This window comes from Micromonospora maris AB-18-032 (assembly GCF_000204155.1).
GTDB classification, from domain to species: Bacteria; Actinomycetota; Actinomycetes; order Mycobacteriales; family Micromonosporaceae; genus Micromonospora; species Micromonospora gifhornensis.
Window position 1 is genome coordinate 2,435,547 of the sequence record NC_015434.1, and the last position, 24,349, is coordinate 2,459,895.

22 protein-coding genes are annotated in these 24,349 nt (G+C 68.5%); 10 read left to right on the forward strand and 12 right to left on the reverse strand.

Features of this window, described 5'->3' with window-relative positions; genetic code table 11:
• Positions 1-102 precede the first annotated feature (102 nt).
• Complete coding sequence (locus VAB18032_RS11155) at positions 103-777, forward strand: YdcF family protein (protein ID WP_013732930.1); 675 nt, start codon at positions 103-105, stop codon at positions 775-777.
• 6 nt (positions 778-783) lie between these two features.
• Here VAB18032_RS11155 and VAB18032_RS11160 read toward each other — a convergent pair whose 3' ends face one another.
• Complete coding sequence (locus VAB18032_RS11160; protein ID WP_193386299.1) at positions 784-2,010, reverse strand: helix-turn-helix domain-containing protein; 1,227 nt, start codon at positions 2,008-2,010, stop codon at positions 784-786.
• 370 nt (positions 2,011-2,380) lie between these two features.
• Between VAB18032_RS11160 and amcA (VAB18032_RS11165) the strand changes: the two genes are divergently transcribed.
• From amcA (VAB18032_RS11165) to VAB18032_RS11205, 9 genes are all read left to right on the forward strand, one after another.
• Complete coding sequence (amcA, locus tag VAB18032_RS11165; protein WP_081476078.1) at positions 2,381-2,659, forward strand: multiple cyclophane-containing RiPP AmcA; 279 nt, start codon at positions 2,381-2,383, stop codon at positions 2,657-2,659.
• Positions 2,656-3,792, forward strand: coding sequence for a cyclophane-forming radical SAM peptide maturase AmcB (gene amcB / locus VAB18032_RS11170; protein WP_013732933.1), 1,137 nt, complete (start codon positions 2,656-2,658; stop codon positions 3,790-3,792). Before amcA (VAB18032_RS11165) ends, amcB begins: the two co-directional genes overlap by 4 nt.
• Positions 3,789-3,971, forward strand: coding sequence for a multiple cyclophane-containing RiPP AmcA (gene amcA, locus VAB18032_RS11175; protein WP_013732934.1), 183 nt, complete (start codon positions 3,789-3,791; stop codon positions 3,969-3,971). The genes amcB and amcA (VAB18032_RS11175) overlap by 4 nt, the downstream gene beginning before the upstream one ends.
• A 61-nt stretch (positions 3,972-4,032) precedes the next feature.
• Entirely contained in the window at positions 4,033-4,695 is a 663-nt protein-coding gene (locus tag VAB18032_RS11180) for a pentapeptide repeat-containing protein (RefSeq protein ID WP_013732935.1), read from the forward strand.
• An 838-nt stretch (positions 4,696-5,533) separates the two neighbouring features.
• A complete protein-coding gene (locus VAB18032_RS11185) occupies positions 5,534-6,412 on the forward strand; it encodes a macro domain-containing protein (protein ID WP_043720416.1) in 879 nt (292 codons plus the stop codon).
• A gap of 380 nt (positions 6,413-6,792) precedes the next feature.
• A complete protein-coding gene (locus tag VAB18032_RS11190) occupies positions 6,793-8,190 on the forward strand; it encodes an NsdA family TPR-like regulatory protein (RefSeq protein ID WP_415878000.1) in 1,398 nt (465 codons plus the stop codon).
• A 7-nt stretch (positions 8,191-8,197) separates the two neighbouring features.
• Entirely contained in the window at positions 8,198-9,082 is an 885-nt protein-coding gene (locus VAB18032_RS11195; RefSeq protein ID WP_013732938.1) for a phosphotransferase, read from the forward strand.
• Positions 9,083-9,641: 559 nt separating this feature from the next.
• Positions 9,642-10,172 (forward strand): hypothetical protein, encoded by a 531-nt coding sequence (locus VAB18032_RS11200; RefSeq protein WP_013732939.1) that lies wholly within the window; start codon positions 9,642-9,644, stop codon positions 10,170-10,172.
• A gap of 230 nt (positions 10,173-10,402) precedes the next feature.
• Positions 10,403-11,857, forward strand: a complete 1,455-nt coding sequence (locus VAB18032_RS11205) for a hypothetical protein (RefSeq protein WP_148272235.1) — start codon at positions 10,403-10,405, stop codon at positions 11,855-11,857.
• Here the strand turns inward: VAB18032_RS11205 and VAB18032_RS11210 are convergent.
• The 11 genes from VAB18032_RS11210 to VAB18032_RS30635 all read right to left on the reverse strand — a co-directional run bounded on the left by VAB18032_RS11210 (position 11,850) and on the right by VAB18032_RS30635 (position 24,303).
• Positions 11,850-14,687: an NACHT domain-containing protein gene (locus VAB18032_RS11210; protein WP_013732942.1), complete on the reverse strand. Its 2,838-nt coding sequence runs from the start codon at positions 14,685-14,687 to the stop codon at positions 11,850-11,852. The genes VAB18032_RS11205 and VAB18032_RS11210 overlap by 8 nt on opposite strands.
• 1,069 nt (positions 14,688-15,756) lie before the next feature.
• Complete coding sequence (locus tag VAB18032_RS11215; protein WP_013732943.1) at positions 15,757-16,773, reverse strand: C40 family peptidase; 1,017 nt, start codon at positions 16,771-16,773, stop codon at positions 15,757-15,759.
• 284 nt (positions 16,774-17,057) lie between these two features.
• On the reverse strand, positions 17,058-17,387 hold the full coding sequence (locus tag VAB18032_RS11220) for a hypothetical protein (protein WP_013732944.1): 330 nt from the start codon (positions 17,385-17,387) through the stop codon (positions 17,058-17,060).
• Between the two features lie 93 nt (positions 17,388-17,480).
• Complete coding sequence (locus VAB18032_RS11225) at positions 17,481-17,924, reverse strand: hypothetical protein (RefSeq protein WP_013732945.1); 444 nt, start codon at positions 17,922-17,924, stop codon at positions 17,481-17,483.
• Positions 17,921-18,322 carry a hypothetical protein gene (locus VAB18032_RS11230; protein WP_013732946.1) on the reverse strand — a complete coding sequence of 134 codons (402 nt, stop codon included), beginning with the start codon at positions 18,320-18,322 and terminating at the stop codon, positions 17,921-17,923. Before VAB18032_RS11230 ends, VAB18032_RS11225 begins: the two co-directional genes overlap by 4 nt.
• Positions 18,323-18,448: 126 nt before the next feature.
• Positions 18,449-19,438, reverse strand: a complete 990-nt coding sequence (locus tag VAB18032_RS11235; RefSeq protein WP_013732947.1) for a DUF932 domain-containing protein — start codon at positions 19,436-19,438, stop codon at positions 18,449-18,451.
• Between the two features lie 71 nt (positions 19,439-19,509).
• A complete protein-coding gene (locus VAB18032_RS32060; RefSeq protein ID WP_013732948.1) occupies positions 19,510-20,871 on the reverse strand; it encodes a hypothetical protein in 1,362 nt (453 codons plus the stop codon).
• A 180-nt stretch (positions 20,872-21,051) separates the two neighbouring features.
• Positions 21,052-21,648, reverse strand: a complete 597-nt coding sequence (locus VAB18032_RS11245) for a hypothetical protein (protein WP_013732949.1) — start codon at positions 21,646-21,648, stop codon at positions 21,052-21,054.
• 8 nt (positions 21,649-21,656) lie between these two features.
• Positions 21,657-22,391 carry a hypothetical protein gene (locus VAB18032_RS11250; RefSeq protein ID WP_013732950.1) on the reverse strand — a complete coding sequence of 245 codons (735 nt, stop codon included), beginning with the start codon at positions 22,389-22,391 and terminating at the stop codon, positions 21,657-21,659.
• 84 nt (positions 22,392-22,475) lie between these two features.
• A complete protein-coding gene (locus VAB18032_RS11255) occupies positions 22,476-23,165 on the reverse strand; it encodes a hypothetical protein (protein WP_013732951.1) in 690 nt (229 codons plus the stop codon).
• Positions 23,166-23,457: 292 nt separating this feature from the next.
• Complete coding sequence (locus tag VAB18032_RS30635; RefSeq protein WP_013732952.1) at positions 23,458-24,303, reverse strand: replication-relaxation family protein; 846 nt, start codon at positions 24,301-24,303, stop codon at positions 23,458-23,460.
• Positions 24,304-24,349: the final 46 nt, after the last annotated feature.

Consider the following 24,349-nt stretch of genomic DNA (forward strand, 5'->3'; position numbering starts at 1 on the left):
GCTGATCTGGATCGGCCCCGGCCCCGGCCTGTCCTACGCTGACGCCATGAGGGAACGGGGCGTGAATCAAACTCCAGCACTTGCCCCACCTGGCGGGCGCTGATGGATCGGCAGGCCGCGGTGCCGACTCACGTGCTCCCGGACGAGGTCCGGGCTGAGGTGGAGACGCTGTGGCGCTACCACGACATGCACCACGAGCTGCGCTCGTGCGACGTGGGCATCGGGTTGGGCAGCCATGACCTCGGGGTTGCGGTTATCGCAACCCGGCTGTTTCAAGCAGGGCTGTTCCCGTGGATCGTTTTCACCGGGGCGAACGCGCCGACAACGATCGAGCGGTTCCCCCACGGCGAGGCGGTGCACTACCGTGAGTACGCGGTTGAGCACGGTGTCCCGGCGGAGTCCGTTCTCGTGGAGCCGCGGGCCACGAACACCGCCGAGAACCTCGAGTACTCCCGTGCGCTCCTGGCCGAACGACAGATCCCGGTGAAGTCGGTGCTGATCATGTCACGGCCCTACCAACAGCGCCGGGCCTACGCGACGTGCAGGTTGATGTGGCCGGAGGTCGATGTGGTGTGCGCGTCGAACCCACTCGAGCTGGACGACTACGTGAGCAGCATCGGCGATCCGCGGCGGGTGGTGGACATGTTGGTGGGTGACACGCAGCGGATCGAGGTGTACGCGGAGCGCGGGTTCGCGATCCCGCAGGAGATGCCGGACGAGGTGCGGGCGGCGTTCGAGCGCCTGGTGGCGGCGGGCTACACGAGCCGGCTGATTTGAGCCCAGCTACCAGCGCGGCCCTCCCGACCGGACGCCCATCCGGTCGCTGAGTTCGACAGCCAGCCGTGGTGGCCGGGGGCGCGTGAGGATATCGCGGACGAGGTCGCGGGAGAGCTGGTGGTAACGCACCTGGTCAGGGCCGATGACCTCGGCGTCCAGGAGCGCCGCGAGTGCGTCGTCGATGCGGTTCCACCGGGCGAGGGCTCGGGCGGTTTCGATGGCGTGGCGAACCTGCCGCTCGACGGGCACGGTGCTGGTGTCGAGTGGGACGCCGATGGCGATGGCGCGTTGCACGTCGCCGAGTTCCATCGCCACGGTCGTCTTGTGGATCGACACGTTGGTCGGCCCGAAAGCGGTCCAGACGTGGTTGCCATCGGCGCCGAGCCGCTGCGCGGCGGCATCGGCTTCGGCGATGTGGGTGTCGGCGGAAGCGCGGTCGTCGTCTCGGGCGGCGGCCAGCGCGCAGACGAGGTGCAGGCTGCCGTAGACCGACAGTAGCTGCGGAGTCGGCTTGACGAGCCGTGGTTCCAGGAAATGCGCCGCCGTGGCGGCGAGGCCGCGGGCTTGGGCGTACTCACCGATGGACGCCAGCGAGTGCGCGGCGGAGCGGCTGAGTGAGCCGATGACGACGTGGTCGTGGCTGGCGTTGGCGGCGGCCAGCCCTCGGCTGGCGGCGGTCCACGCGAGGTCACCTTCGCCCAGCTTGGTGAGGAACAACGCGGCGAGCTGGTGGGCGTATGCGGTCATCGCATGCGCGCGCTGGCCGTCGTCACCATCGTACGCTTCAGTGGCGGTGAGGCAGTCGTGGATGAGGTAGGGCAGCCGGCGGGCGAGGGTGCCATACCGCGAGTGCTGGTAGGCGGTCCAGATCTCGGCGACATCGTTCTCGATCTCGCGCAAGGCAGGAGCCTCGACGTCCCCCGTGCGGGCAAGCGCCGGCGCGAGGTGACGATAGTCGTGAAGCGCGGCCCGCAAGGCGGGGATGGTCTCGCGCCCTGAGTCGTCCGACCACTCGAACAGGCGCGGTGCACCGATCAGGTCGCCGAGGGACACGTCGAGGGCCTTGGCGATCGCGCGTATGACCGACAGGCGGTCCAGGTCGGCCCGGTTCGTCTCGACCTTGCGTAACCACTCCTGCGTCTTGCCGACCAGACCGGCCAGCACCTCCTGGGAGAGCCCTCGCCGGCGCCGGTAGAAGGCGACGCGCTGGCCGATCGTCATGTCGTCCGTCATTCCTCGCACACCATCACCCTGCCCGCTGAAGGCCGCCGGACCCGGTACGGATTTTCCCGGTCCTCCGTACGGACCGCTCCTACGTTCAGTTCACCCCGGATCACCGGCGCGTGTCGATGTCGGTGTCAGGGATGACTGACAGGGAGCTGCAGATGGAGGGATCGATGAGCGGCGCATCACACCACGGCTTGGTTCGCTGGCGAGGCCCGTCCGGGAGCGAACTGTCTCGGCGCTTTCCCTGCCTGCGTACCGCCATGAGGGCTGCGCGGGTGGGTGATCGGCGGTCTGCTCCCAGCCGCCGTGGTGCGGTGGCGGGCTCGCCCTTCCCCCGGCGGGCCCGCCGCTCATCGTTCCTGGTGGGGGTGGCGGCATGACGGTGTACGTCTCGCGTAACGCCATGGCCAGCCAGTCCCGGTGCCCCGAGCCCAGGTGGACGGCCTCGCCGGGGCAGGTGTGGCCTGCTGACCCGCCGCTGCTCACCTTCGTGTGGCGTCGGCTGTTCGCGCACGACCTGCACCGGCTCTACCCGAGCGTCACGGGCAGCGCCGCCGACATGTTCGACCGGTTCCTCGGCTGGCCCGCCCGCCCCACCCACGCCTACCGTGTCAGTACCACCACGGCCGTCAGCGTCGAGGGGGCCACCTCGTGAACGGCATCGGCCTCATCAACGCCACCGGCCAGCCGGCGATCGCCGGCAGCTTCCACACCCTGGTCGTGCAGCCAACGAGCTTCTGCAACCTCGACTGCACCTACTGCTATCTGCCCGACCGGAGATCCCTGCGCCTGATGAGCGGCGCGGTCGCGCAGGCCTGCGTCGAGTCGATCGCCCAGCAGAACAGCGGTCATCCCGTGAGTGTCGTGTGGCACGGGGGTGAACCCACCGCCACACCCATCGGGCTGTTCCGGGGCCTGCTGGCACCCTTCGAGGAGCTGCGGCGCGCGGGGCTGGTGCGTCACGAGATCCAGACCAACGGCACACTGATCAACCGACAGTGGTGCGACCTGTTCGCCACCTACGGGTTCGAGGTCGGGGTCAGCATCGACGGACCGGGCGCGTTGAACCGGAACCGCCTCGATCGGGCCGGCAACCCGACGGACGCCCGAACCCTGCGCGGCATGCAGACACTGGCCGAAGCGAGGCTGAGGTACTCGGTGATCTGCGTGGTCACCCCGGAAACCATCGCCCACGCGGACACCCTCGTCGACTTCTTCACCGGCCTGCCCGGCTGCCAGTCGGTCGGCTTCAACATCGAAGAACAGGAGGGCGCCGACCGGGCACCGGTGTCAGAGGACGCCGCGTACCGGTTCTGGCAGCACCTCATCAAACGTCGCGTCGGCGGCAACCCGCTGCGGATCCGCGACGTGGACCGGCTGGCCGACTATCTAGCCGCCACCCGCGCCGGACACGCCGACCACGCCCCGTACGAGCCGATCCCGACCGTCTCTTGGGATGGGCAGGTGGTGCTGCTGTCACCGGAGCTACTCGGTATCACCGAGCCGCGATACGGCGACTTCATCGCCGGCAACGTCCTCCATAAATCCATCACTGACATGCTCGCCGCTGCCGGCGACCTGGACTACGTCGCCGAATTCGTCACTGCCCTCAACGACTGTGCCGACCTCTGCGCCTTCTACGACTTCTGCCGTGGCGCCCAGGCCGGCAACCGCTACTTCGAGCACGCGACGTTCACCGCCCGAGAGACGACCTACTGCCGGACCACCCGACAGGCCCTCGTCCGAGCCGCCGCGGACCACCTCACCCTCCAAGGAGGAGCACCATGACCAACGCTCTCGCGGTCCTCGTCAACGCCGCACCCGAGCAACTCGCCCGTCTCGGCGTCGACCCGCAGCGGTCGGTAGCGTCGATCGACGCGGCGAAGTTCGACAATCGCCCCACCTGGGACAACAAGGGTAAGTTCGACAGTCGGCCCGGCTGGGACAACTGGAACAAGAAGAAGTAGCCCGCACCACGAGACGCGCGGGGTGGCGTGCCCACCCCGCGCCCACACAGGTTGAGGACACATGCGCACCACCACGATTGGCGACGTGAAGGTCCTGCTGCCGGACCTCGAACCGGACGACCTCGACACCACGACGGACCTGGCCGGTGGCCTCAGCGAGGCCCTCGTCGAGGGCGCCTCGTGGCGCGGCTCGCACCTTGAGGACGTCAGCATTCGCAGCAGCCTGATCACCGGCGTGGACCTGAGTGAGAGCACCTGGGAAGCCGGCAGCTTCTACGGCTGCGAGATCACCCGCACCGACTTCTCGGGCGCGACCCTGACCGGCATCACCATCGAACGATGCGCGGTCACCGGCTCCCGGTTCACCGGCACGAGACTCACCGACGTACGCCTCAAGGACGTACTGTTCGACGGCTGCCGCTTCGACTACGCGACCCTCCAACGCGTCGCCGCCGCCGGCTCGGTCGCCTTCACCGACTGCACGCTCTCCAACGGTGCCTGGTCTTCCTGCCGACTACCGCGCATCGCACTGCGATCATGTGACCTCGCCGGTCTGGAATTGGACTCCTGCCAGTTCGACGGAACCGACCTGCGGGGCAGCCGCCTCCATGACCTCAAGACGCCGCTGGACAACCTGCGCGGCGTCACCCTCGACGAAGACCAACTCCCTGACCTCACCCGGCTGGCCGTCGCCGCCCTCGACCTCACCGTACGCAACGACTGAATCCGAGGAGGCATCGTGGCAGCTGAACCCACCGGCAGCCCGGACACGATCCTCGTCTGCATCCGGGGCATCTCCCGGCTCGGGCAAGAGCAGCTCGCCCCGTGAGCTACGACGCCGGCACGGCCGGGGCTGCTGGTCCTCCCACCACTGGTAGTCCCAGCTGGACCGAACGGTAATCCGGTCAGCCCAGGGGAAGACCGCCGGCACGACACCCCTGCACTGCGTCGACGATCCGGGAGACCGCAGTGTTAAGACGCTTGCCGCGAATATGGGCGCGCAGCCCCTCCGGTACCCGCATCTGGAACGTGATCGTGAGAACTCGGGGACTCGCCGCTGTCTCTTCCCTTTTTGTCGTGCGCCGATCGTGTCCAATCTCTCCGAGAATGTGAAGAGTCCGCGAGATTGTCGTCTTTGACACGGACGGCTGCGTCTCCCAAGAGAGGCCGGACCTCCCGTGGCAGTAGAGCCCGCAGGCCTCGCGGGAGCAGACTCGCCGTACGTCCTCAGCCATCAGCGGCCTTGCAGCTCAACGAGTCGAGCGGCAATCGCCTCCGGCGTACGCGTCGTACCGGCGAGATGAGGGCGCGGTGTAACGACGTTGATCCTTGCTGGGCAATCAGTGTGGGCGGCAGACCGTGCTGGCCCGGCACGCGTCCGCATCGGTCGGCGTCAGCAGGGACTTCACCCAAAATGCTCAAGATCATTAGATGATCAAACGCCCTGCCGTGCCGCCGCGAACGTGGTCAGCGGTCCGACTGCAACGCAAGCGGCAGGAGCGGTGGAGCCGTGTGCCGGGGTGGTCCCGGCTCTATCGGAGCCCCCCGGGCAGACTAATGCCATGCCAGTCGTCACCGCCGTTCTCGGGGACATCACGACGCAGGATGTGGATGCCATCGTCAACGCGGCGAACAAGGCGATGCGCGGAGGTGGTGGTGTGGATGGCGCGATCCATCGCGGCGGAGGCCCGGCGGTCCTGCGTGACTGCATCGCCCGGTTTCCTGAGGGCCTTGCTACCGGCGACGCCGGATGGACCACGGCAGGCGACCTGCCCGCCCGGTGGGTCATCCACACCGTCGGCCCCAACTACCACGCCGGGGAGCGCGACCGTTCCCTGCTGGAGTCGTGTTACCGGCGTGCGCTGGAGGTCGCCGACGAACTGGGCGCGCGCAGCGTCGCGTTCCCGCTGATCAACACCGGTGTCCGCGGCTGGCCACACGCCGATGCCATCGCGGCGGCGATCGAGACCATCGCGGCCGCCGAGACGGGCGTCGACGAGGTGCGGCTCGTCGCATTCGACGAAGCCATGCACAAGCGAACCCGCGCGGCTGTCTGGGTTCGGTGTCCGCCGCCCGTCGACACAGACAGTGTCGGCTCCTTGTTTGAGCGCGAGCCGATCCAGTACTCGCTGCGCGGCGACTTCTACCTGTGGTACGAACTGCGCGCGCGGTTCGCCGACACGCCGCTGCCACACGACTGCTACGACCTACGGATGCTCATCATGGACACCATCGAGCAGATTGTCGGCAAACATCCCGCCAGCCTCGAATCGGCACCGTGGCACGACCCCACCGGAGCGATATACGTCCCCGAGTTCGACCCGGGCCACGGCATGTCTGCCGGCGCTGTCCACGTTCCCTGGTGGGTGCACACGGGATTGCCGATCTTGCTCGATCGCTACGCCGCGCGACGCGAATCCAGCGCATTCACGGCTGAATGACGCAATCTCGCTTACACCAGGCACAATCGGCGCACCGCCGACCCTTTGCGACGCTGCGCGCAGGGCCACTCAAGCGTCGGATTGCCCTGCAAGCGCAACAGATCGAAGACGTAGTCGACGACTGGCGTGCTGCGCAGTAGACGCCGTGGCGGCGCCGACGTGTGCATGCGGATCTGCGGCCACGAGAACGAGGGGTCTGCCACTCTCCTTCAAGGCGATGATCTCCCCGTCTGCACGGTGCTGGCGGCCCCGGCGGCGCGAGCGGCGTTGGGCAAGGCCCCCTTGCCGAGACATGGTGAGGCCCCATCGTGGGTGTTACGGATGCTGCTGCATGCGCCGACTCTGGGGTGGTGGTGCCCGGCTAGACCGCCATTGGCTTGATGTGGCGACGCGGGTGCGCTGTGCTGGCAGTGGTCGTCGTTCGATCGGGGGTGATCGTGGCCGCGCAGGTGGATCCCGAGTGGTGGAGCTCGGGACGTTGGAACGGCCGACCGATCGGTGAGGTTCTGCGGCGGCGCGATGTCACTGCTGTCTTCCGCTTCCTGCACGCGCGAGGCGTGTCGTACGGCAGGATCGCCGCTCTGGTCGGTGTCTCGCCCAACCGGGCTGCTGAGATAGCCAAGGGCGTTCGGCAGGTCACGGCCTACGAGGTGTTGGAGCGGATCGCTGCTGGTCTGAACATTCCGCGTCTGGCTATGGGTCTCGGTCGAGACGAGGACGCTGATGTGTCTCGTGCCCCCGGTCATCGGGTGGCGGAGGGTGGCGCGGACCGATCGCTTGCCAGCATGGCGGTCAACAGCCTGGCGAGCCTTCGGCTGGGCATGGATGAGGCCCTGGCGTCGGCGAGTGTCGCTCCTCGGCAACTTGAGTTGATCGAGGAGTCCGCAAGCGAGCACATGAGGGTTTATCCCTCGGCGTCGCCCCAGGTCATGCTGTCGTTGTTGGCCGCCGACTGTCGGGAGGTTCAGGTGCTGTCGCTGCGGCGGCAGCCGGCGGCGGTCCAGGCCCGGCTGTCAGGGGTGGCGGCGGTGCTGGCGACGATGTGTGCTGATGCGTTGATGAGGCTCGGGGAGGTGACCGAGGCTCGACGGTGGTACGGCACGGCGATCCACGCGGCGGACGACAGCGGGCAGGCTCAGCTTCGGGTACTGGTGCGGGCCCAAGCGGCGATGCTGCCGTACTACTTCGGGGATCCGACCCGAGCCGTGGCCCTGGCTGATGCTGCTCTGGCCGTCACGTCGATCGCATCATCGCCGGGTGCCTTGGCAGCCGCAGGGCGGGCGCGTGCCCTGGCCCGAATCGGCGCCGCCGAGCAGGCACGGTCGGGCATCGACCAGGCGCGTCGGCTGTTCGATCAGGCTGGCGATGAGGACACGAACGTCGCCTTCAGGTTTCCAGCGAAGCGGCTGTTGTTCTACCTCTCCGGCGCGTACACCTGGCTCGGTGACACGGGGGAGGCGTACCGGGTCCAGGACGAGGCGTTGCGGCTATACGGCTCGGCTCCGGCCGTACCGATCGACGTGGCGCTCATCGCCCTGGACCGGTCGATGTGCCTCGCGCAGGACCGGCGGGCAACCGAAGCGGCGGTGACCGCGCGTGACGCCGTCGCGGACCTGCCCGAGACGCAGCGAACGGAGATCATCCTGAACAGGGCCACCGTGGTCACCGCGATCCCTGACAAGGGCCAGCGGGGCGAGGCCGCCATGTTGACCGACTATGTGCGGGCGTGCCGCGAGCGCGCCCGTAGGCTTGGGACCACAGCCGCACTTGGTCCCTAGGAGCCCCATGTTCGTCGAGGCGCGCACCCGGCCGGTGCTCGCCGAGGTATGCCGTCTCCTCGGCTACCCCGACTCGAACGCGATCCTGCTGCGACACCACACCAACGCCGTCTACGCAGTCGGTGACGTGGTCGTCAAGATCGCCCCCGGCGACCAGGACCTGGAACAGGTGCACGCGATGGTGGCCGTGGTCGACTGGCTGGTGGCCCAAGACTTCCCCACGGTGCGCCTTCACCCAGGGCTGTCCCAGCCCGTCCTGGCGGGCGGGCACGCCGTCACGGTCTGGCAGCGTCTGGACCCGGCACACGACAACCCCATCACCGTCTCCGAACTCGGCACGCTTCTCCGAGATCTGCACGCCCTGCCGGCTCCGCCGGTGCCGCTGCCCGTGCTGCGACCGATCCACAGCATCGAGCGGTCCGTCGCCCGCTCGGAAATCCTGAACGACAAGGAACAGGATCTGCTGATGGGCCGGCTCGAAACGCTGGCCACCGGCTGGGAAACGATGCGGTTTCCCCGAGGTGCGAGCCTGATCCAGTCCGACCCGCAGGTCCGCAACGCACTGCGGCGCTTCGACGGCAGGCCCGTCCTTTCCGACTGGGACGGCGCCGCTCTCGGACCCCGGGAGTGGGACATCGCCACCATCGCTGTCCACTGCCGCCGCTTCGACCCGCCCGGCCCGGGAGCCTTCGCCGACTTCACCGCCGCCTACGGCTGGGATGCCACATCCTGGCCACAGTTCGAGGAACTGTGCCAGCTCCGTGAGCTGCAAATGATCGCGACCAACGCCCGAAAGTCCCGACCAGGCACCGAAGCGGCCGACGAAGTGCACCACCGGATCGCGGGCCTCGTTGACGACGGGGCGGACCTCCGCCGCTGGCACATTCTCTGAACCAGCTCCCGTACTGACCGACCGCCTGCTCGCTTCGCATCGACCCAGGCCAGACCCGGTGAGGCCCACCGTGGCCCACCACGCTGGGCCTATCCCCGGCCGATGCCCTCAGCGACCGTGGATGTCAGGAACACGTCGGCACACCGGCCAGGACCATCCTGACCCCCATTGCGCGCCGGCGGGCCAGCGGAAATGTCACGCCAGGGAGAGCCAGATGGACGTGCCCCACGGCGGCAGGCCGGACTGCGACCCGACGCACCGGCAAAGCGCGGCGCCGGGCACTCCGTCGACCGCACGGATGACTCCCCGTTCACGTACCGCCAGCACGGCTGCGGGGGCGGGTGACCGGCGACCTACTCCCAGCCGCTGGCCTACAGCGGTGGGCTTGCCGGTGCGGTGGGCGAGCCCACCGCACACATTCCTCGCTCCGATGCCAGCCAGCTGATGCCAGTAGACAGACCAGGAGACAGGATTCGTCGTGGGTTATCGACCGGGGCCGAACAATCTGCTGCGCGCGGCGCGGTTGGCGCAGCGGTCTCCCTCGGGTTCGGGGCGGCCGATGTCGCGTCAGGAGTTGGCGGATGCGGTCAACGCGTACGCCTACCGGCGCACGGGCCGTCGGGTCGCTGTCGACGCCCGCTATGTGGGCAAGCTGGAACGCGGTGAACACCGGTGGCCCTATGAGCATTGCCGCACGGCGTTGCGGGAGGTTCTCGGTAAGAGCACCGACGCCGAACTCGGCTTCTTCATCATTCACGGACACGCCACAGACCCCGAGGTGGACCCCGCACTGGAGATGCCCTCGGGCATGCCTGCGCCTGGATCCGAGGACAGTGCGGTAGGGGTAAGGAGGACAGTCGGGGATGCAGGCGGTGGGCTGGTCGTGCCTGGCGGTGCGGCGACGGTACGGGTAAGCCTGACCGTCGCCGCCGAGCAGGTCAGAGTGATCCGTGACCAGGGTCCGACCGGACGGGTTGCTGTCCTGGCGGGCCCCGTCGAAGTCCTCATCGAACCATCCGATACCGCCACCGTCGTCACACCTGATGCTGATCCGCTCGGGCACGACGGTCGACAGGCCCAGGTGCGCTGACCGCTGCGGTTGGGTGTGGCCGGGCACGACCGGCGGCCAGATGCGGGGATCAACGACGATCAGGGTGACAAGAGCCGGTCCTACCATGCAGAGCGCGGCGGCGGTGGACGTTGTCGTCGGTGCCTTCGACTGAGCTGCAGGGCAGCTGCGGGGTGTTCACAACCACCCTCACTCGGTTCTATCCGGCGGCCGCCACGCGCCTCGCCATGGCGCTGTGGTTGAGTTGATCGGTGCCGATCCCGCCGTACAAGAGTCCGATCCTGCGATCCGGGTGGAAACCGAACCCGTTCGATCGAATCACTGAACGGCGTCGGCTGAGGGTGCTGCTCGACCGGCCACTGCTTGCCGGTGACGCCGACGGGCAGGGTGAGTTCGCCGGATACCCGTTCATGCCGGGCGGCTCGACCGGTTTCCCCGACGCCGCGGCGGTCCTGCGCTCATACGGTCAGCACGAGGCCGTCGAGCTGCTGTTCGTCACTGACGATCCGGACGCTACCGGAGGTGTCGTCTTAGAAGACCCGGATCTTGAGCGCGACGAGGTGTGCTTCACGGTGCACGACAAGATGTGGACGGGAGTTGACGGCTACCGCGAGTCCCTCGCCGAGGCGCAGGAGCTGGCCGGCCGTCACGGACTACAGGTCACGGAGGCGTTGGCTGGCGTGCTGCTTCCCCACATCGGTAACCAAATCGAGTGTGATGCCATTGTCACGTCCCGTCCGTGGTTGCTGGCAAGGCGGACAGGTGCCCACGCGCGGCACCAAGCGAACGTGCTGTCGCCCGAGGAAGCTCTCGCCCTGGTTGGTCTGTTCCTGCGGTGGCACGGGGATCCGGTGATCATCGGTGGCGGACGGATCCGCTGGAGCCCCGTGCCGATGCGACAAGCGGCGGCATACGCGATGCTGCCAAGCTATAGGGAGTGGGCGGCTGCGGCACCCAGAGACCACGCCGGGGATCTGCCCTACAGCTCGCTCGTGGCATCGTGTCTTACGAGGGTGGCGCGGGCGCTGGCGTTTCGGGACGCGATCCACGGCCTCTCGGCGCACGATGCCCGCCGCAACGCCGATGAGATGCTGGCTGAGCTGGATTCGCTGCTGTACAGCCTGGTCGGCGCGTTCGACATCACGGCTCGTGTCGCCGACCTCTACCTCGGCCTGAACACGCCAAATTTCCAAGTGGGCTGGCAGAAGCAGGCTTGGCGGGATCAGCTGGACGGCCGCGCCCCGGAACTGGCCAACTTCACCGGCGCGGGCGGGACCGCTCATCGGGTCATGAAGGTTGCGGCCGTGCTGCGGAACACCGTGCACAGCGCCGCTCTGCATTTCACCGGGCACCAGTCACTCGGCGGCGAGGAAAACATCCTGGTGACGGTGCCGCCCGCTGAGGAGCAGGCTCTGCTGCGCTGGCTGGACGTCGACGGGGACGCCTGGGGCATAGTGACCTTGCCGAGCGGCCGAGTCGCCCTCAGTGCTTGCAAGTTCGTGGAAAGGCTTGTACCGGCGTCACTGGTGGCACTGGACGGGACCATGTCCCGCACACCCCTGGATGGGCTGCCCGCCCACACGCCTACCGACCCTCAGCAGAACTGGAGGTTCTGCGACACCACTGGGCATCGACTACGCCTGCTCTATGGCTTACCTGACCTATCCTCCCAGGCGCCCAACCTTGCGTATCGGGCTATCATCTGACAACCGATCCCGGCGGGGTTGCCCCCGTCAGCTGGGGTCGCCGGACCCATTCAACGAGGAAGTCGTGGGCTTCGGCGGGCAATGCCCAAGAGTTGACAATCTCGATAGCCGCTTCGTGGTAGCCGCCTTCCACTGCGGTCATGAGCTGCTCAAGCTGATCAACGTCGCGTCGGTTTCTTGCAACCCGCATGATCGGGAGCAACAGCAGGATCAGGGCGGCGCGGCCGTGCTTGCTCATCTCGCGCAGTGCTGCCTCCTCGAACCGGGTCAGCACTGGCTCCCACACGTTCCGGGGCAACACTGCGCGCAAGAGCCAGTCATGGTTTGTAATGATCTGGGGGTAATAACCTGCAAGGGTTCTATCCCACCGGCCAAAGACTGCTGCCGCCCGGCCGACTGGCGGGGAGACCGTTCCCGTCAGGATCCAAGCGAGAACAGGCAGTATGCCAGCGCCGGCCACGTAAGTCAGCTCGTAGAGGATCGAGAGGCCGTACTCGGCCAGGTCATCGGCGGTGGGCCGCTGAACAAGGCGGTGCCATACCCGGGCCGTCTCGGGTACGGCACGCTGGGACAGATCATCCGCGACCAGTCCCTTGATCAATTCCCCGGTTCCGTCGTTAAGGGCGATCGGCTTGTTCAGCAAAGTGTCGTAAAGCAATCCGGCTGAACTGCTCAGGGGGGAAACTCTGGCGTGGTGCTCGACGGCGTCAGCCATCGCACGAGCTATGCGGGTGGCGTTGTCCGGCGCGGTGACCGCCAGCAGCGCCGATAGTGGGATGTCGACCTCTGGGAAAAGCTCTAGCTGCGTCCTCCGGCGGTCGGCGGCTGGTGCTGCACACGAGAGGGCCACTACACGGGTGACCACATCGCGAAGCGTGGCGTTGTCCGGGGCAACGTTCTCCATACACCGGGCGGCAAAGGACAGGTGGCTGAGCGAGGCGCTGGGGACCTCGTCGACGCGGGCCAGCACGAGGCGCAATATTCGGTCCGCGCCGTCGTCGCAATGGCGGTCCAGAATCTGTACTGCTAGCTGGCCGACAACGTCCCAGGTGCTGTCGGCGAGGTGCGGCTCCAGCTGGCCCCATACCACCTCGGGATCGGGTTGATGCTTAACGAGTTGGGAGGCGGCGAAAAACTCCAGGAACGTGCGGTGCACGAACCCGTAGTGCGGTTGCAGGGCGTCCGAGCCCACGTCGGTGAGCACCCAGGCTCGGCCGGCGCAGAAGTCAAGGAAGTCGGCCGCGGCCTGAGCCGCCTCGTCTGGGTCCTCGAACCGCTTGGTCTTCATGTATTCGGCGAGGAACGCGATCAGCTCCGTGCGTGGCAGCGCTTGGCGGCCCTGCGGATCGGTGAAGAGCCGCCAGGCGAGGCGTTGCACTGCTGGGCGGATGTGTGCCCCGTACCGGTGTGTGACCTCGATGCCCCGTGACCGGTCCCAGGTCTCGAATAGCAGCTCGGCGCACTTCTCGTAAATCTCGGGCTTGTTACGCGGGATGTAATGAACGGTCGAATACAGGCCGCACAGCAGCGACAGCACCAGCGGGTTGACTCGCAGGTCGCGGGCCACCTCGCTCTCCCGCATGAATGCCTCGGTCAGTTGACGGCGCTGGTCGGCGTCCAGCGTTGTATCGAGCCGGAACCACCGGTTGGCGTACTGATTGACCTGGGTTTCGTTGAATGGGGCAATGTCGACGGTCGGAAACAGGTCAGAGTCGAGGGGGGCGTCTGGATAGCCGACGGCTCGGGAGGTGACGATGACGCGGGCAAGCGGGTAGCGGTGGGCGAAGCCATCGACGAGTCCGGCGAAGGATTGGCGGTAGGAGCTGTCACCGAGTTCGTCGATGCCGTCGATGATGACCGTGGCGCGGCCGTTAAGCAGCAGATACTCGAGCGCATCAGGTGGGGGGTTGACGTTGCCAGGACGCCGGCACGCCGCCTCCAGGTAGTGCAGCAGCGTGTGGTGATCGGTGCGCAGTGACTGTGTGTGTGCACGCACGACGAGCAGGATCGGCACCTGCCCCTCTAGGCCGCCGATCCTGTCGGCTGCCAGGTCGTGGGCGAGCTTCGCGGCCAGCGTGGACTTTCCCGCGCCCGGGTCGCCGAGGATGACGAAGCGAACCTCGTTGTTCATGCCGTCGGCCAGCGTGAACGTCTCTGAGGCCGATGAATCCCACACGGAGGAGGCGGCTGGGCGCAGTACGGGGGTGACGTACAGCTGAGCGTAGTCGACCTGGCGGTTCAAGTCGTGCGCGGCCATGCGCAGCTTCGCGTGGCCGGCCTTGGTCGCAGATCGAACCGCCTTGGCGAACTGGTGGACTTCGTCGAGCGTCTTGAGGCGGTTTAGCAGCTCGCTATTGAGCACCCCGGCAGCGGCCACCCTGGCTGCCATCGCCACGGCGCGGCCGCTGTCGAGCGTTCCTGGCGCCGCGGTCTGTCGCACCGCATGCACCGCGGCGTCCACCAGTTCGTGTAGTACGTCGGTGGCCTGTAGCAGGTCTGCCTCGCCGAACTCGCCATGGTGGCGCAAGCCGTGCCGCAGCTGCTCACGGATCGCGCTCCGCGTGTCGTCGGTTGTCGACGCGAGGGAGGAGATCATGGCCTGACGTACGAGGTGATCGAACTGAGCCGACTCGGTGAACTCGCGAAACCCACGGAGCTGCCGAGGGTTCAGGTGCTCGATGAACCGTTCAGTGTTCCCAGCGACCAGGATGCCGGCGGCATCGGTGGCGATCTTGTTCCGCTGGTGCCTGGTCAGCAGCTTCCGGCCGATGACGGTGCTGCAGTTGACGGCCGCCTTGGTGGCCAACTGGCCGAGCGTCGCCATGTCCATGGGTGATCCTGCCCTTCGCCGCCGCCTTACACCGGGTCCCCGCGTCAGTCTCGAAATGAGCGCCTCCAACGCCACGGCGTTGCCATCCTCGGCGGCGTCAAGAAGCCACGTTCGGCTTCTGACTCGCCTAGCACCTCAGGCACCATGGTTGTGGCGAAGACGTTGCGCCAGCCTGTCATCCTTCTGTACTCGGCAGCTTGGCACTGAGGGTGGGTGCCCGAGGATTGCGGTGATGGTCGACAATACAGAGCCACGGCCGCCACGATCACGCACGTCGGTGAGGCGCAGCAACTTGTCGTGGGAGCTTTTGCAGGGCGGGCAACCAGGGCCGCTGCTCCAGGCTCTGGAGAGCATCAAACAGGCGCAGCCCGACGTGGGGCCGCCGACACGCCCTCGGCGGCCACGGTGACCCCGTCGGTGACGCCATCCTCACCATCGGCGGACGCATGCGACGCAACCGGTACGCCGACCTGCCCCGGGAGGTCAGCGAGCAGCTCGACGGTGTCGCCCGCCACCTCCCGGCGACACCAGGCTGGACCGCACCGCTCACCCGGATCCGGGACACCATCCCCGCCATAAGCGACCACGCCGCCCGCGCACCACCCAGCTCCTCGACCGCCTCAACGGCCGGATCCGCCGAACCCTCCGCCTCGGCACCGGCCTCGACCGCCTCGCCGGTCTGGGGTGACCGGTCTGCCGCGACCGTCTCGTCTCCGCCTACACCGCCGCACCGGCCACCGTCATCTGCCGCTGCGACCACTGCAGCTGCATCGGCCCCGGCTGCCGCTACGGACTGCCCGGGGCGGCCGGGGCACCGCACATCTGGGTCCGCGCAGACACCGTTGCGGACCGACTCCCGCACGCCTGCTCTTCGGAGCCGGCAGCGCCGTACGCGGCGTGAGCGTGCCCGCTCGTGGCGCCATTCGGCCAGGACCCGAGGCGGGGGGTCGGGGTGCCAGAGCGAGCACGTGGCGACGCCGGGGCTCCAGCAGATCCAGCCCGTCGGTGAAGCGTTCGAGTTCCATCTTCTTGAACGGCGCGAATTTGTATCAGATGCCTTGACTAACCTTTAAACGATCCGCCGGATCGCCGCGATCTGGTTGATCCAACTGTCCAGTCGAGTGATCTTGACGACGTCGCCGGTTGTCGGGGCTTGGATGATGAGTCCGTCGCCGAGGTACATGCCGACGTGACGCGGGTTGGTCATGGTGCCTTGGCTGCCGGGGATGAGGATGAGGTCGCCGGGCAGTAGGAGCGCCGTGTCGGCCACAGGCTTGCCGGTCTTGGCCTGGTCGGTGGTGACGCGGGGGATGGCGATCCCGGCCGCCCGGTACGCCGCCTGCATGAGCGATGAGCAGTCGCACTGTTTGTCGGGGTTGCCGGAGTGGGGGTCGGTGCATGATCCCCCGAAGTGGTACGGGGTGCCGAGCTGGTTCGCCGCCCAGAAGATGGCGGTGGTGACGGCGGGTGGGGTGTTCGCGGGCAGCGCGAATCCGTCCGGGAGGGCGGCGAGCGTGTCGGTGGCGCAGTCGGTGAGGGTGTAGGCCAGCTGGTCCACCAGGTGCAAAGCGTCGTCGGTCCACCTCGTGTACGCGTCGGGAAAGGCCGAGACCTGAACCGTCTGGGCGGCCTGGGTGAGTGGCATCGACTCCCAGCCGGGCACGGTCAAAAGCTTCTCGAAGAACTTCCCGGCTTGGTAGGCAGGCTCGGACAGTTGCGCGACGGTGCCCCATCCCTGGCTTGGGCGTTGCTGGAACACCCCGATGGAGTCGTGGTCGTTGCCGTCGCCGAGGTGAGGCAGGTTACGCAGGCCGGATTCCTGCATGGCGGTGGCGACAGCGACGACCCATCCCCAACGGGGTACGCCCTTGGCGACGCCGACATCGACGATGGTTGCGGCGATGTCTAGCTGCTCGGTGTCCCAGGTACCGATGTCGGGCTGCGATCCGGTGGGGCGCAGGGCGGGCGCGGCGACGATGCCGCATCCGTGGGAGCTGCCGCCGAAGACGGCCGACAGGAGGAGCATGGGCAGGCCGAAGCAGGCGACGATGACGATGGTGACGACACCGATGATGACTTTGGTCATGGCGATTGACCTTCCGCTGCACACGAAGAAGGGCCGGCGTGCGCGGGTGCGCGGCCGGCAAGGGTGAAGTGGTGCTGTGGTTATGGGCGATAGATGAGCGTCAGCCGCCGGGCGGGGATATCGCGGAGGAAGCCGGCGATCAGGCCGGCGGTCTAGCGGTGGGTCAGCCGCTCGCAGTCGCGCTCGTAGACGCTGCGGTAGATGCGGTGCCGTGTTTCCTTGGTCGTGAAACGCAAAAAGGGCCATGGGCCGCCCTCGCGGGCGGCCCACCTTGAGCGGTCGGGTCAGTTGATGGATGCCCGGAGTTCGTGGGCGGCTTGGCGGAGCAGGTGCTCGATGGTCCGGCTGGCGTCGTAGTGGTCGTGTCGGCTGTCGATTTCTGCGGCGTATGCCCAGTCGAAGGTGCCGTGGGTCATGGCGGGGACGTGCCAGAGGTCGCCGCCGTGGTCGAGGAAGAGGGCGCAGCCCCAGGGGTCGGCCAGGAGGGTGAGGGGTTGGGTGGTGCAGGTAATGGTGCAGGCGCAGTCGGGGTCGTTGTAGGTGGTGCGTGGCCGGTGGTGGTGGACGAGGCAGCGGCAGTCGCAGAGCCTCTGCCACGGCTGGATGTAGGCCATCGGATTCCTCCGAACGTCTGCGCGCGTACGCCTCGGTCGCCGCCGGCGGTGGGCAGCTTCCGAGGTGTACGCGGTGGCGGGGTGGTCCGTCGCTCAGGTCTGCGGCCCGGTGATGGCGGCTCGGCCGGGTCCCAGGAGGACGTTGTCCTGGACCTGGCGGGTTTCCTCGACGGTGAGCAGGTAGGCAGGCAGGTGCGGCAGGTGCTCGCGCCAGGCGCGGTAGAGGCGGTGGGTGCCGTCGATGAGCAGTGGGGCGGGTGGGTACCCGCTGATGTCGAGCTGGGCGACGATCAGGGGTGTGGTCAGGTCGGTGGTCGAGGCGTGGGCCCGGTCGAGGGCGGTGCTGGTCGGGCCGATGAGGCTGACCGCCCGTTGGTGCGGGTCGTCGAGCCGGATCAGGCCGTACGCTCTCGCCCACGTCGGGACGTCGAGGGGCTGGGTGTCACGGGGTGCGGCGGCGATCAGGGCCTGTGCGGCGTCGATGGAGAACACCCACGGCCCGAAGTGGAACCACTGCGCTTGCCGGGGGCCGGTCATGTGTCGCCTCCGTTGGGGGTGAGGCGGGTGTAGATGGCGACGCAGCGCAGGATGAGTTCGTGTGACGGTAGGGTCAGCAGCCGCTGTCGTTTGTCGTCGCGAAGCTGGTCCCAGATGAGGACGGTGACGGCGGCGGACCACATGTCCACGATGACGCCGTCGATCTTGGCGTACTGGCGGTCGGCGACGATGCGCCGCAGCGTGTCGATGAGCGTGGCGTCCCCTGGTGGGTGGTTGGCGTCATCGGGGCGCTGGGCGGCGGGGAGCAGGGTGTAGCAGTCTTCGCAGGTGTAGTCGATGCGTGGTGGGTTTTCGGTTTCCCACCGCCGCACGTCGGCGGCATGGAGTCCGCATACCGACTGCTGCAGGTCGCGTGGGTGGCGGATGTGGCCGCTCATTGGCTGCCAGCCCGGTCTGAACTCCACTTCGTTGTGCGTGGCGGTGCCATGGGGCGTGTCCCTTCCTTCGCAGGCCGGGGCGGCGGCACGGGTGGCCGCCGCCCCGGTGGTGTGGACGGGGTGTGGTCAGACCTTGAGCAGGTCGAAGGCGGCCAGCTTCAGGTCGCCGGCGTTGCCGGTGAGTACCCGGTTGGCGCGGGCGATGTCGTTCTTGGCGGGCTGGTAGTGGTCGAGGTACTCGGTGATGGCCTGGTATCCGGCCCACCGGCTGCCGGTGATGGCTTTCTGGGTGTCGGCCTCGCGGATCAGGTATTTCAGCGTGCCGAGCCGTTGCTTGGCGTTGTTCTTCGTCTGCTCGGACGCGTTGTCCTTGACCGGCCATACCTGGCCGACGACCTGCTCGAACTCGCGCATGGTCATCTCGGTCTGGAGCATCCGCTCGGCGGCCTTCTCGAAGGTCTCGATGTACTTCCACATCAGTCCGAGGGCTTCGCGGGCCTGGCTGATCTGGGAGTTGACGTTGGAGGTGTGCCGGAACGTGTAGTGCCCGACCGCGTTGGCGAACGCGGCCCGCTGGGTGTTCGCGCACACTACCCGGATGGGGCTGGCGTCCACGCGCAGCGCGGCGGTGCCGTCGTGGCTGGTGGTGCCGATCAGGTACAGGTCGAGGCGGTCGACCCCGGCGATCTCCATCGCGTCCGGGAGCTTCATCGTCACGAACACCGACTTGCCACGACGCAGGCTGCCGGCGGTCTCGAAGTGCGCGCCACCCACCTGATCGACCAGACGGTCAAGCATTTCGGCGCACTGTTCGTTCTGCACCACCGTGTAGTCGGTGCCGACGATGCCCAGGTACTCCGTCTGGCCGGTGACGGGGTTGCGGCGTACGGTCATCCGCTTGTCGTCGGCGGGGATCTGCACCTCGACCCCATCGACGATGTCGATGCCGACGGTGCGGATGGTGCGTACACCCCAGTCGCCGAGTTGGGCGGCAGCCATGATCTCTTCGGCGCGCATGGTGTCCTGGGTGACGGTGCCGAGTTGGTGCCAGGCCGACAGGCGGGCGCTGGCGAAGGCGGTGGTTCCGTCCGCGAACGTTTCCAGTTCGTGCGGCACGGGTGCTCCTCTCGATGCGGCTGCGGGGGCCGAGCGCGCGGCTCGGCCCCCGACGGCGGGGATGGTGTGGGTCAGGACTGCTCGGTGCTGCCCGGGTCGGCCTCGGCGGCGGCGCCGCTGTCGGTCGGTGCCGGGTGGACGAAGGTCAGCGGGTTGTCGGAGACCAGGAGGATGCGGCCGGCGGCGGCGGCCTTCGTGAGGTTGTTGCGCACCGCCCCGTTGCTGACCGCCCGGTTGAGCTGCGCGGCGAGCGCGGTGGCGATGTCCTGCGGGGTCATCTGACGGCCAGGGCTGGCGGCCAGATAGTCGAGGGTGAGCCTCTCCAACTCGCCTCGACCGAACGGCTGGTTGCCGTCGGCGTTGACGGTCCCGTCACCGCTGCGGGCCACGCTGCGGGTGGTGGCCGCCGCGCGGGGGGCGGTGCGGGTGGACAGGGCGACGATGTGGGTCTCACCATCCGGTCCGACGATGTGCAGCGTGCCGTCCGGACGGATCAATGGCAGCACCGCCGCCGTGGCGCTCGGCGCGTTCGCCAGGCCGCGGATGACCTGACAGCACAGCGGGCAACGGGGTGGTTCCGGGTTCGGATCGACCTCGCTGGCTCTGGTCGGGCCCGGAATCCACCGCAGCGGCTCGCCGGGCAGCCGGCGGGCGGCGTCGGCCTGCTCCATCGCGGTCAGCAGCCGGGTAGCGGTGACGTGTCCGATGCCACTTTCGGCGACGATCAGGGCGAGGGTCGCGCCGTCGTCGCCGTAGTCGGCCAAGACCCCCTTGATCGCCATGACCTTGCGGTCACCGGGACGCGTCGGCTGTACCACGGCGACCGTCCGACCCGCGTCGTCCGCGTCGCTGTCCGCGTCGTCCGCGTCGCTGTCCGCGTCGTCCGCGTCGCTGTCCGCGTCGTCCGCGTCGCTGTCCGCGTCGTCCGCGTCGCTGTCCGCGTCGTCCGCGTCGCTGTCCGCGTCGTCCGCGTCGCTGTCCGCGTCGTCCCGGTCGGTCTCGTCCGCCGTGTCGTCGGGCTCCTCGTCTGCGGCCTCGTCGCCGTCGGCCTCGTTGCCGGTCTGGTCGGCCTGCTCGGTGTCGCCGATGTCCGGCTGATCGGCCGCGTTGTCGGGGTCGATGCCGTTGAGTGGAACGGTCTCGTCCGGGTTAACCGGGTGCTCGCCGCCGAGGTCGGTGGCGTCGTCCGGTACAGCGTCGGCGGCCTCTACCGAGGTGGCCAGGGTCCACCGGGTGAGCGCGCCTTCGGCCGGGTCGGCGTGGGTGTCCACCGCGGCGATCAGTCCGGCGTCGGCGAGGGTCTTGATCGCCTTGTCGGTGGTCGACCGGGCCTTGCCGGCCTTGTCGGCCAGTTCATGGACGTTGCCCTGACCGAGTTCGGTCAGGGCGTCGAAGACGGCCTGCGTGGCAGGCGTCAGGGACAGGCCTTCCATCGGTCCCTCCTTGGGACTTGTGGTTGGGGATGCCCGGCACGGGCTTGTGGCCGGGCGGTGGTGCGCCGGGTCGCGGGCAGCGGCCAGCGCGGCAGGCACGTCGATGCGGTGCGCTGCCGTGTGCGGCGCTGCGGGGATCGCGGCCCGGTGGTCTCGGGGCTGCGTGATACGGCCGAGGGGTTAGTGGCCGGCGCCGGCGGTCTCGTCGCCGGTTTGGAGGACGTAGAGGCGGTCTTCGGTCGGGTCGCGGTAGATGCCGGCGTCGGCGTGGGACAACCGCAATGGGTTGACGCTGCCGGGTGGGCGGAGCCTGGCGTCGGACGTGCCGACCCGGATGCGGGTGGTGTGTCCGGCGAGGTTCTGCCTGCGGCAGGAGTCGGTGTGTGGCAGGACGACCAGGACGGTGTCGCCGGGGTTGACGTAGCGCCGTCGTACCGTCTGGCCTGGATGTGTCTGTGCGTACGCGGCCCGTGCCTCGTCGCCGATGAGGGTGTCGATCCAGTTGCGGGCGTACCGGTACTCGCGGGCCAGCTCTCGGACGGTCTCCACGCTGCCGGCGACCGTGCTGGCGGAAGCGGTCAGGTCGTCTTCGTTGATCAGTAAGGTGCGCAGTCGGTCCACGGCGAGCAGTAACTCGGTCCGCAGGTGTCGCAGTGTGGCGGCGGCCTCGGGCAGGTGCGCGGCGGCGGGGATCGGGTCGGCGGCGTGCTGGTCGAGGGTGCGGCCGGTGGCCAGAGCGACCCATCGCCCGATCGTGTCGAGGTGCAGCATCAGCATCCCCCGATCTAGCTGGCGAGGTGGGCGAGTTCGGCGGGCGTGAGCTGTGCGGGGGTGCGGCTGCGCCAGGCGTCGGAGTGGCGCAGGTGCCACCAGCGCAGCAGCGACCGGCAGGCCGAGGCAAGGTCGTCACACACCGGAAGCGGATACGTCATGCCGGACTGAATCTGGCGATGCTGCGGGTCGGTGTACGCGGTCGGCGCCCATCCCTGCTCGGTCTCGGTGACCTCGCCGACGACACGGTCCGGGTAAGGAATGGTGAAGGCGCTGGCGGCCTCGGCGTCGGGCACCACCAGCCACGTCCCTGGGTCTTTGAGCCGTAGCGTTGCCACGCCGCGCGACGGGTCGCCACGGTACAGCAGCAGGTGGCGCTCGTCGCTGCTGCCGAGCACCGGCCGATGGCTACGCCACGCGCGGTACGCGGTGACGAGCATGGCCCCGAGCACGAGGTGTCGTTCGCGGGCGGCGAGGGCGTCGGTGAGTGTCTGCTGGTATCCGGCGATGTGAATATCGGCCCTGGCGGCCAGCCCGCGGCGGCCCCGGCTGGCGAGGGCGTCCACTCGGAGGAGGGCAGCATCGAGTGCGGTGGTGCTGTCGGTGAAGTCGCGGGCGGTGGTGTGCAGGAGGCGGGCGAGGTCACCGATCGGGTTGAGGGTGGCGGTGTCGTGGCGCCACAGGGGCTCGGGGAGGACGTCGTGGGTGTCGGCGGCGATACGCCGCAGCGCCGGATCGGTCAGGAACACGGAGGACTCCTTCGCGGATAGGCCGGGCATGGCGAAGGCCGGTCGCCGCACTGCGGCGACCGGCCTTGTGGCAGGTGGTGGGTGCTAGGCGAGGGTGATGGCGCACAGCCTCGCGTCGGGGCGAAGACCCCGGACGTAGGTGCAGGCCTCGTTGAGGAACCGGAACCGGTCTGCGACTGAGTCGCTGGCCGGGGCGAGGAGGCGGCCGTCGGTGGTGATCAGCGCGTCACCGATCAGGGCGATGCGCCAGTGCAGCCCGACGTAGGTGTGTTCGCCCGCCTGGTAGGCGGACAGTTCGTAGGGGTCGAGGTGGTGGGCGATCATCGCCAGTACCTGGGGTTGCTGTTCGAAGCGGCGACGTGCCTCGTTCGGGGGGATTGTGGCGGGGTCGGCGTGGTGGTGGGCGAGGAAGTCCTCCCACGGTCGGGCGGGTCGGGTGGTGGTGGCGATGAGGGTGTTCCAGGCACGCCACCGCAGGGTGGCGTGCCGGGCGGCGGTGGCGGCGGTGCGGGTCAGGTCGAGGCGGCTCTTGCGGCCTCCGGCGGCGCGGGTGACCGCACCGAAGCGGCGGACTGCGTCGAGCAGGTAGTAGCCGAAGAAGCGGGTCAGCCAGCCGATCACCGGCCGGTGGCGTACGTGGTAGCGGCGGGCCGGGGTGCCGTGGGCGTCCAGGAGGTCGTGGACCTTCTCGCAGGCGGCGAACCAGTCGGCGTCGGCGCCGGGGGAGAAGCAGACGGTGACCGTCAGTCCGACGATCGCCGCAGGTGTGGGCATGACAGGGGTGCTCCCTTCACGACAGAGGTGGGGGCAGGTGGTGCCACCGGGCGGGGCGTCTGCACCGGGACGGTTGCCGTGTGGGCGCGAGGGGGATCAGGAACCGACCGCAAGGGTGGGTGGGTGATCCCGCTGGCGCGGGCAGGTCCGAGGGGAGAGACGGCCGGCGGTGCGAGCAAAAAGGTGAAGCTGCACCGTAGCGTCGTGACCTGACAGCGCCATCTCCGCTGCGCCTTGTCACCATGCCGCTGACCAGCCCTGACAGGAATGGCGGTGCGGCTGTCAGGGCTTGTCAGGTGAGGAAGACTCCGTCGTCGTCGAAGGTGGGGTTGTCCGCCACCGGCTGGCCGTGGTCACTCGGGAGGTCGGCCAGCCGCACCCGGGCGGTCGTGCCGGCGGCAAGCCACACTGCGTCGGCCGGGTCGGCGGCATGCGTGGCGGTCGCGCACGGCACCTCGCCGCCCAGCAGCCGGTGCAGGTGTTCCTCACGGTGTGCGCTGCCGAGCCAGAACAGCACCGGGTAGCGGGGGCCGCCGCGGCGGGTCAGCTGGGCGTACCGGTCGAGTTTCGCCACCACCCGGCCGAGCGGTTCGGTGCCGGTGTCGGCTTCCAGGAAGAACCCCACCGTCGTGTCGCCGCTGCTCCACAGGCCGTGTCCGTCGGCGGTGATGGTTCGGAACTGCTTCGTTGTGGTCGTCTCCGACCACCACCGGTCCAGGCTCGTGCCCGGGTGGTGGCGGGCGTGGGCGGTCAGCCGGACGAAGAATTCGTTCGCGAGGAGCAGATGCGTCAGGTGCGGGTTGGCCGACAGGCGGTGCACGATCTGCCGGGTCGCCCGCACGGTGGGCTCGGGTCGGTGGTGGGCGGCGGCCTGGAAGCGGTGCCCCAGGTGGCCGAGGGTCCAGTGCCACGGCCGGGTGCCGCCGCCGTCGCGGTGGAACCGGAACCGGTCCAGCAGGCCCAGGGCGGCCAGTTCACCGAGGCGGAGCTGACAGGTGCGTCGCGCCTGAAACAGCATCCGGTGGATCTGGTCGGTGGTGAGCACCTGGTGCTCGTCGAGGAGTTGCAGCAGCCGGCGGTCACGGCCGGTGATGTGCGGGTAGATGGCCAGCAGGCCAGCGGAACGCGATGTCGCCATGAAGCATTACCCCGATGCAGAGAGAGTCCCGAAGGGAGTCTGGACA

Bases quoted from the DNA above. Each gene is read 5' to 3' on its own strand.
- VAB18032_RS11210 (WP_013732942.1), bottom strand. From the start codon at position 14,687: ATGGACATGGCGACGCTCGGCCAGTTGGCCACCAAGGCGGCCGTCAAC.
- VAB18032_RS11195 (WP_013732938.1), top strand. From the start codon at position 8,198: ATGTTCGTCGAGGCGCGCACCCGGCCGGTGCTCGCCGAGGTATGCCGT.
- amcA (WP_013732934.1), top strand. From the start codon at position 3,789: ATGACCAACGCTCTCGCGGTCCTCGTCAACGCCGCACCCGAGCAACTC.
- VAB18032_RS11220 (WP_013732944.1), bottom strand. From the start codon at position 17,387: ATGGCCTACATCCAGCCGTGGCAGAGGCTCTGCGACTGCCGCTGCCTC.
- VAB18032_RS30635 (WP_013732952.1), bottom strand. From the start codon at position 24,303: ATGGCGACATCGCGTTCCGCTGGCCTGCTGGCCATCTACCCGCACATC.
- VAB18032_RS11245 (WP_013732949.1), bottom strand. From the start codon at position 21,648: ATGCTGATGCTGCACCTCGACACGATCGGGCGATGGGTCGCTCTGGCC.
- VAB18032_RS11180 (WP_013732935.1), top strand. From the start codon at position 4,033: ATGCGCACCACCACGATTGGCGACGTGAAGGTCCTGCTGCCGGACCTC.
- amcA (WP_081476078.1), top strand. From the start codon at position 2,381: ATGACGGTGTACGTCTCGCGTAACGCCATGGCCAGCCAGTCCCGGTGC.
- VAB18032_RS11255 (WP_013732951.1), bottom strand. From the start codon at position 23,165: ATGCCCACACCTGCGGCGATCGTCGGACTGACGGTCACCGTCTGCTTC.
- VAB18032_RS11160 (WP_193386299.1), bottom strand. From the start codon at position 2,010: ATGACGGACGACATGACGATCGGCCAGCGCGTCGCCTTCTACCGGCGC.
- VAB18032_RS11185 (WP_043720416.1), top strand. From the start codon at position 5,534: ATGCCAGTCGTCACCGCCGTTCTCGGGGACATCACGACGCAGGATGTG.
- VAB18032_RS11225 (WP_013732945.1), bottom strand. From the start codon at position 17,924: ATGACCGGCCCCCGGCAAGCGCAGTGGTTCCACTTCGGGCCGTGGGTG.
- VAB18032_RS11200 (WP_013732939.1), top strand. From the start codon at position 9,642: ATGTCGCGTCAGGAGTTGGCGGATGCGGTCAACGCGTACGCCTACCGG.
- VAB18032_RS11155 (WP_013732930.1), top strand. From the start codon at position 103: ATGGATCGGCAGGCCGCGGTGCCGACTCACGTGCTCCCGGACGAGGTC.
- VAB18032_RS32060 (WP_013732948.1), bottom strand. From the start codon at position 20,871: ATGGAAGGCCTGTCCCTGACGCCTGCCACGCAGGCCGTCTTCGACGCC.
- VAB18032_RS11215 (WP_013732943.1), bottom strand. From the start codon at position 16,773: ATGACCAAAGTCATCATCGGTGTCGTCACCATCGTCATCGTCGCCTGC.
- VAB18032_RS11230 (WP_013732946.1), bottom strand. From the start codon at position 18,322: ATGAGCGGCCACATCCGCCACCCACGCGACCTGCAGCAGTCGGTATGC.
- VAB18032_RS11190 (WP_415878000.1), top strand. From the start codon at position 6,793: ATGTGGCGACGCGGGTGCGCTGTGCTGGCAGTGGTCGTCGTTCGATCG.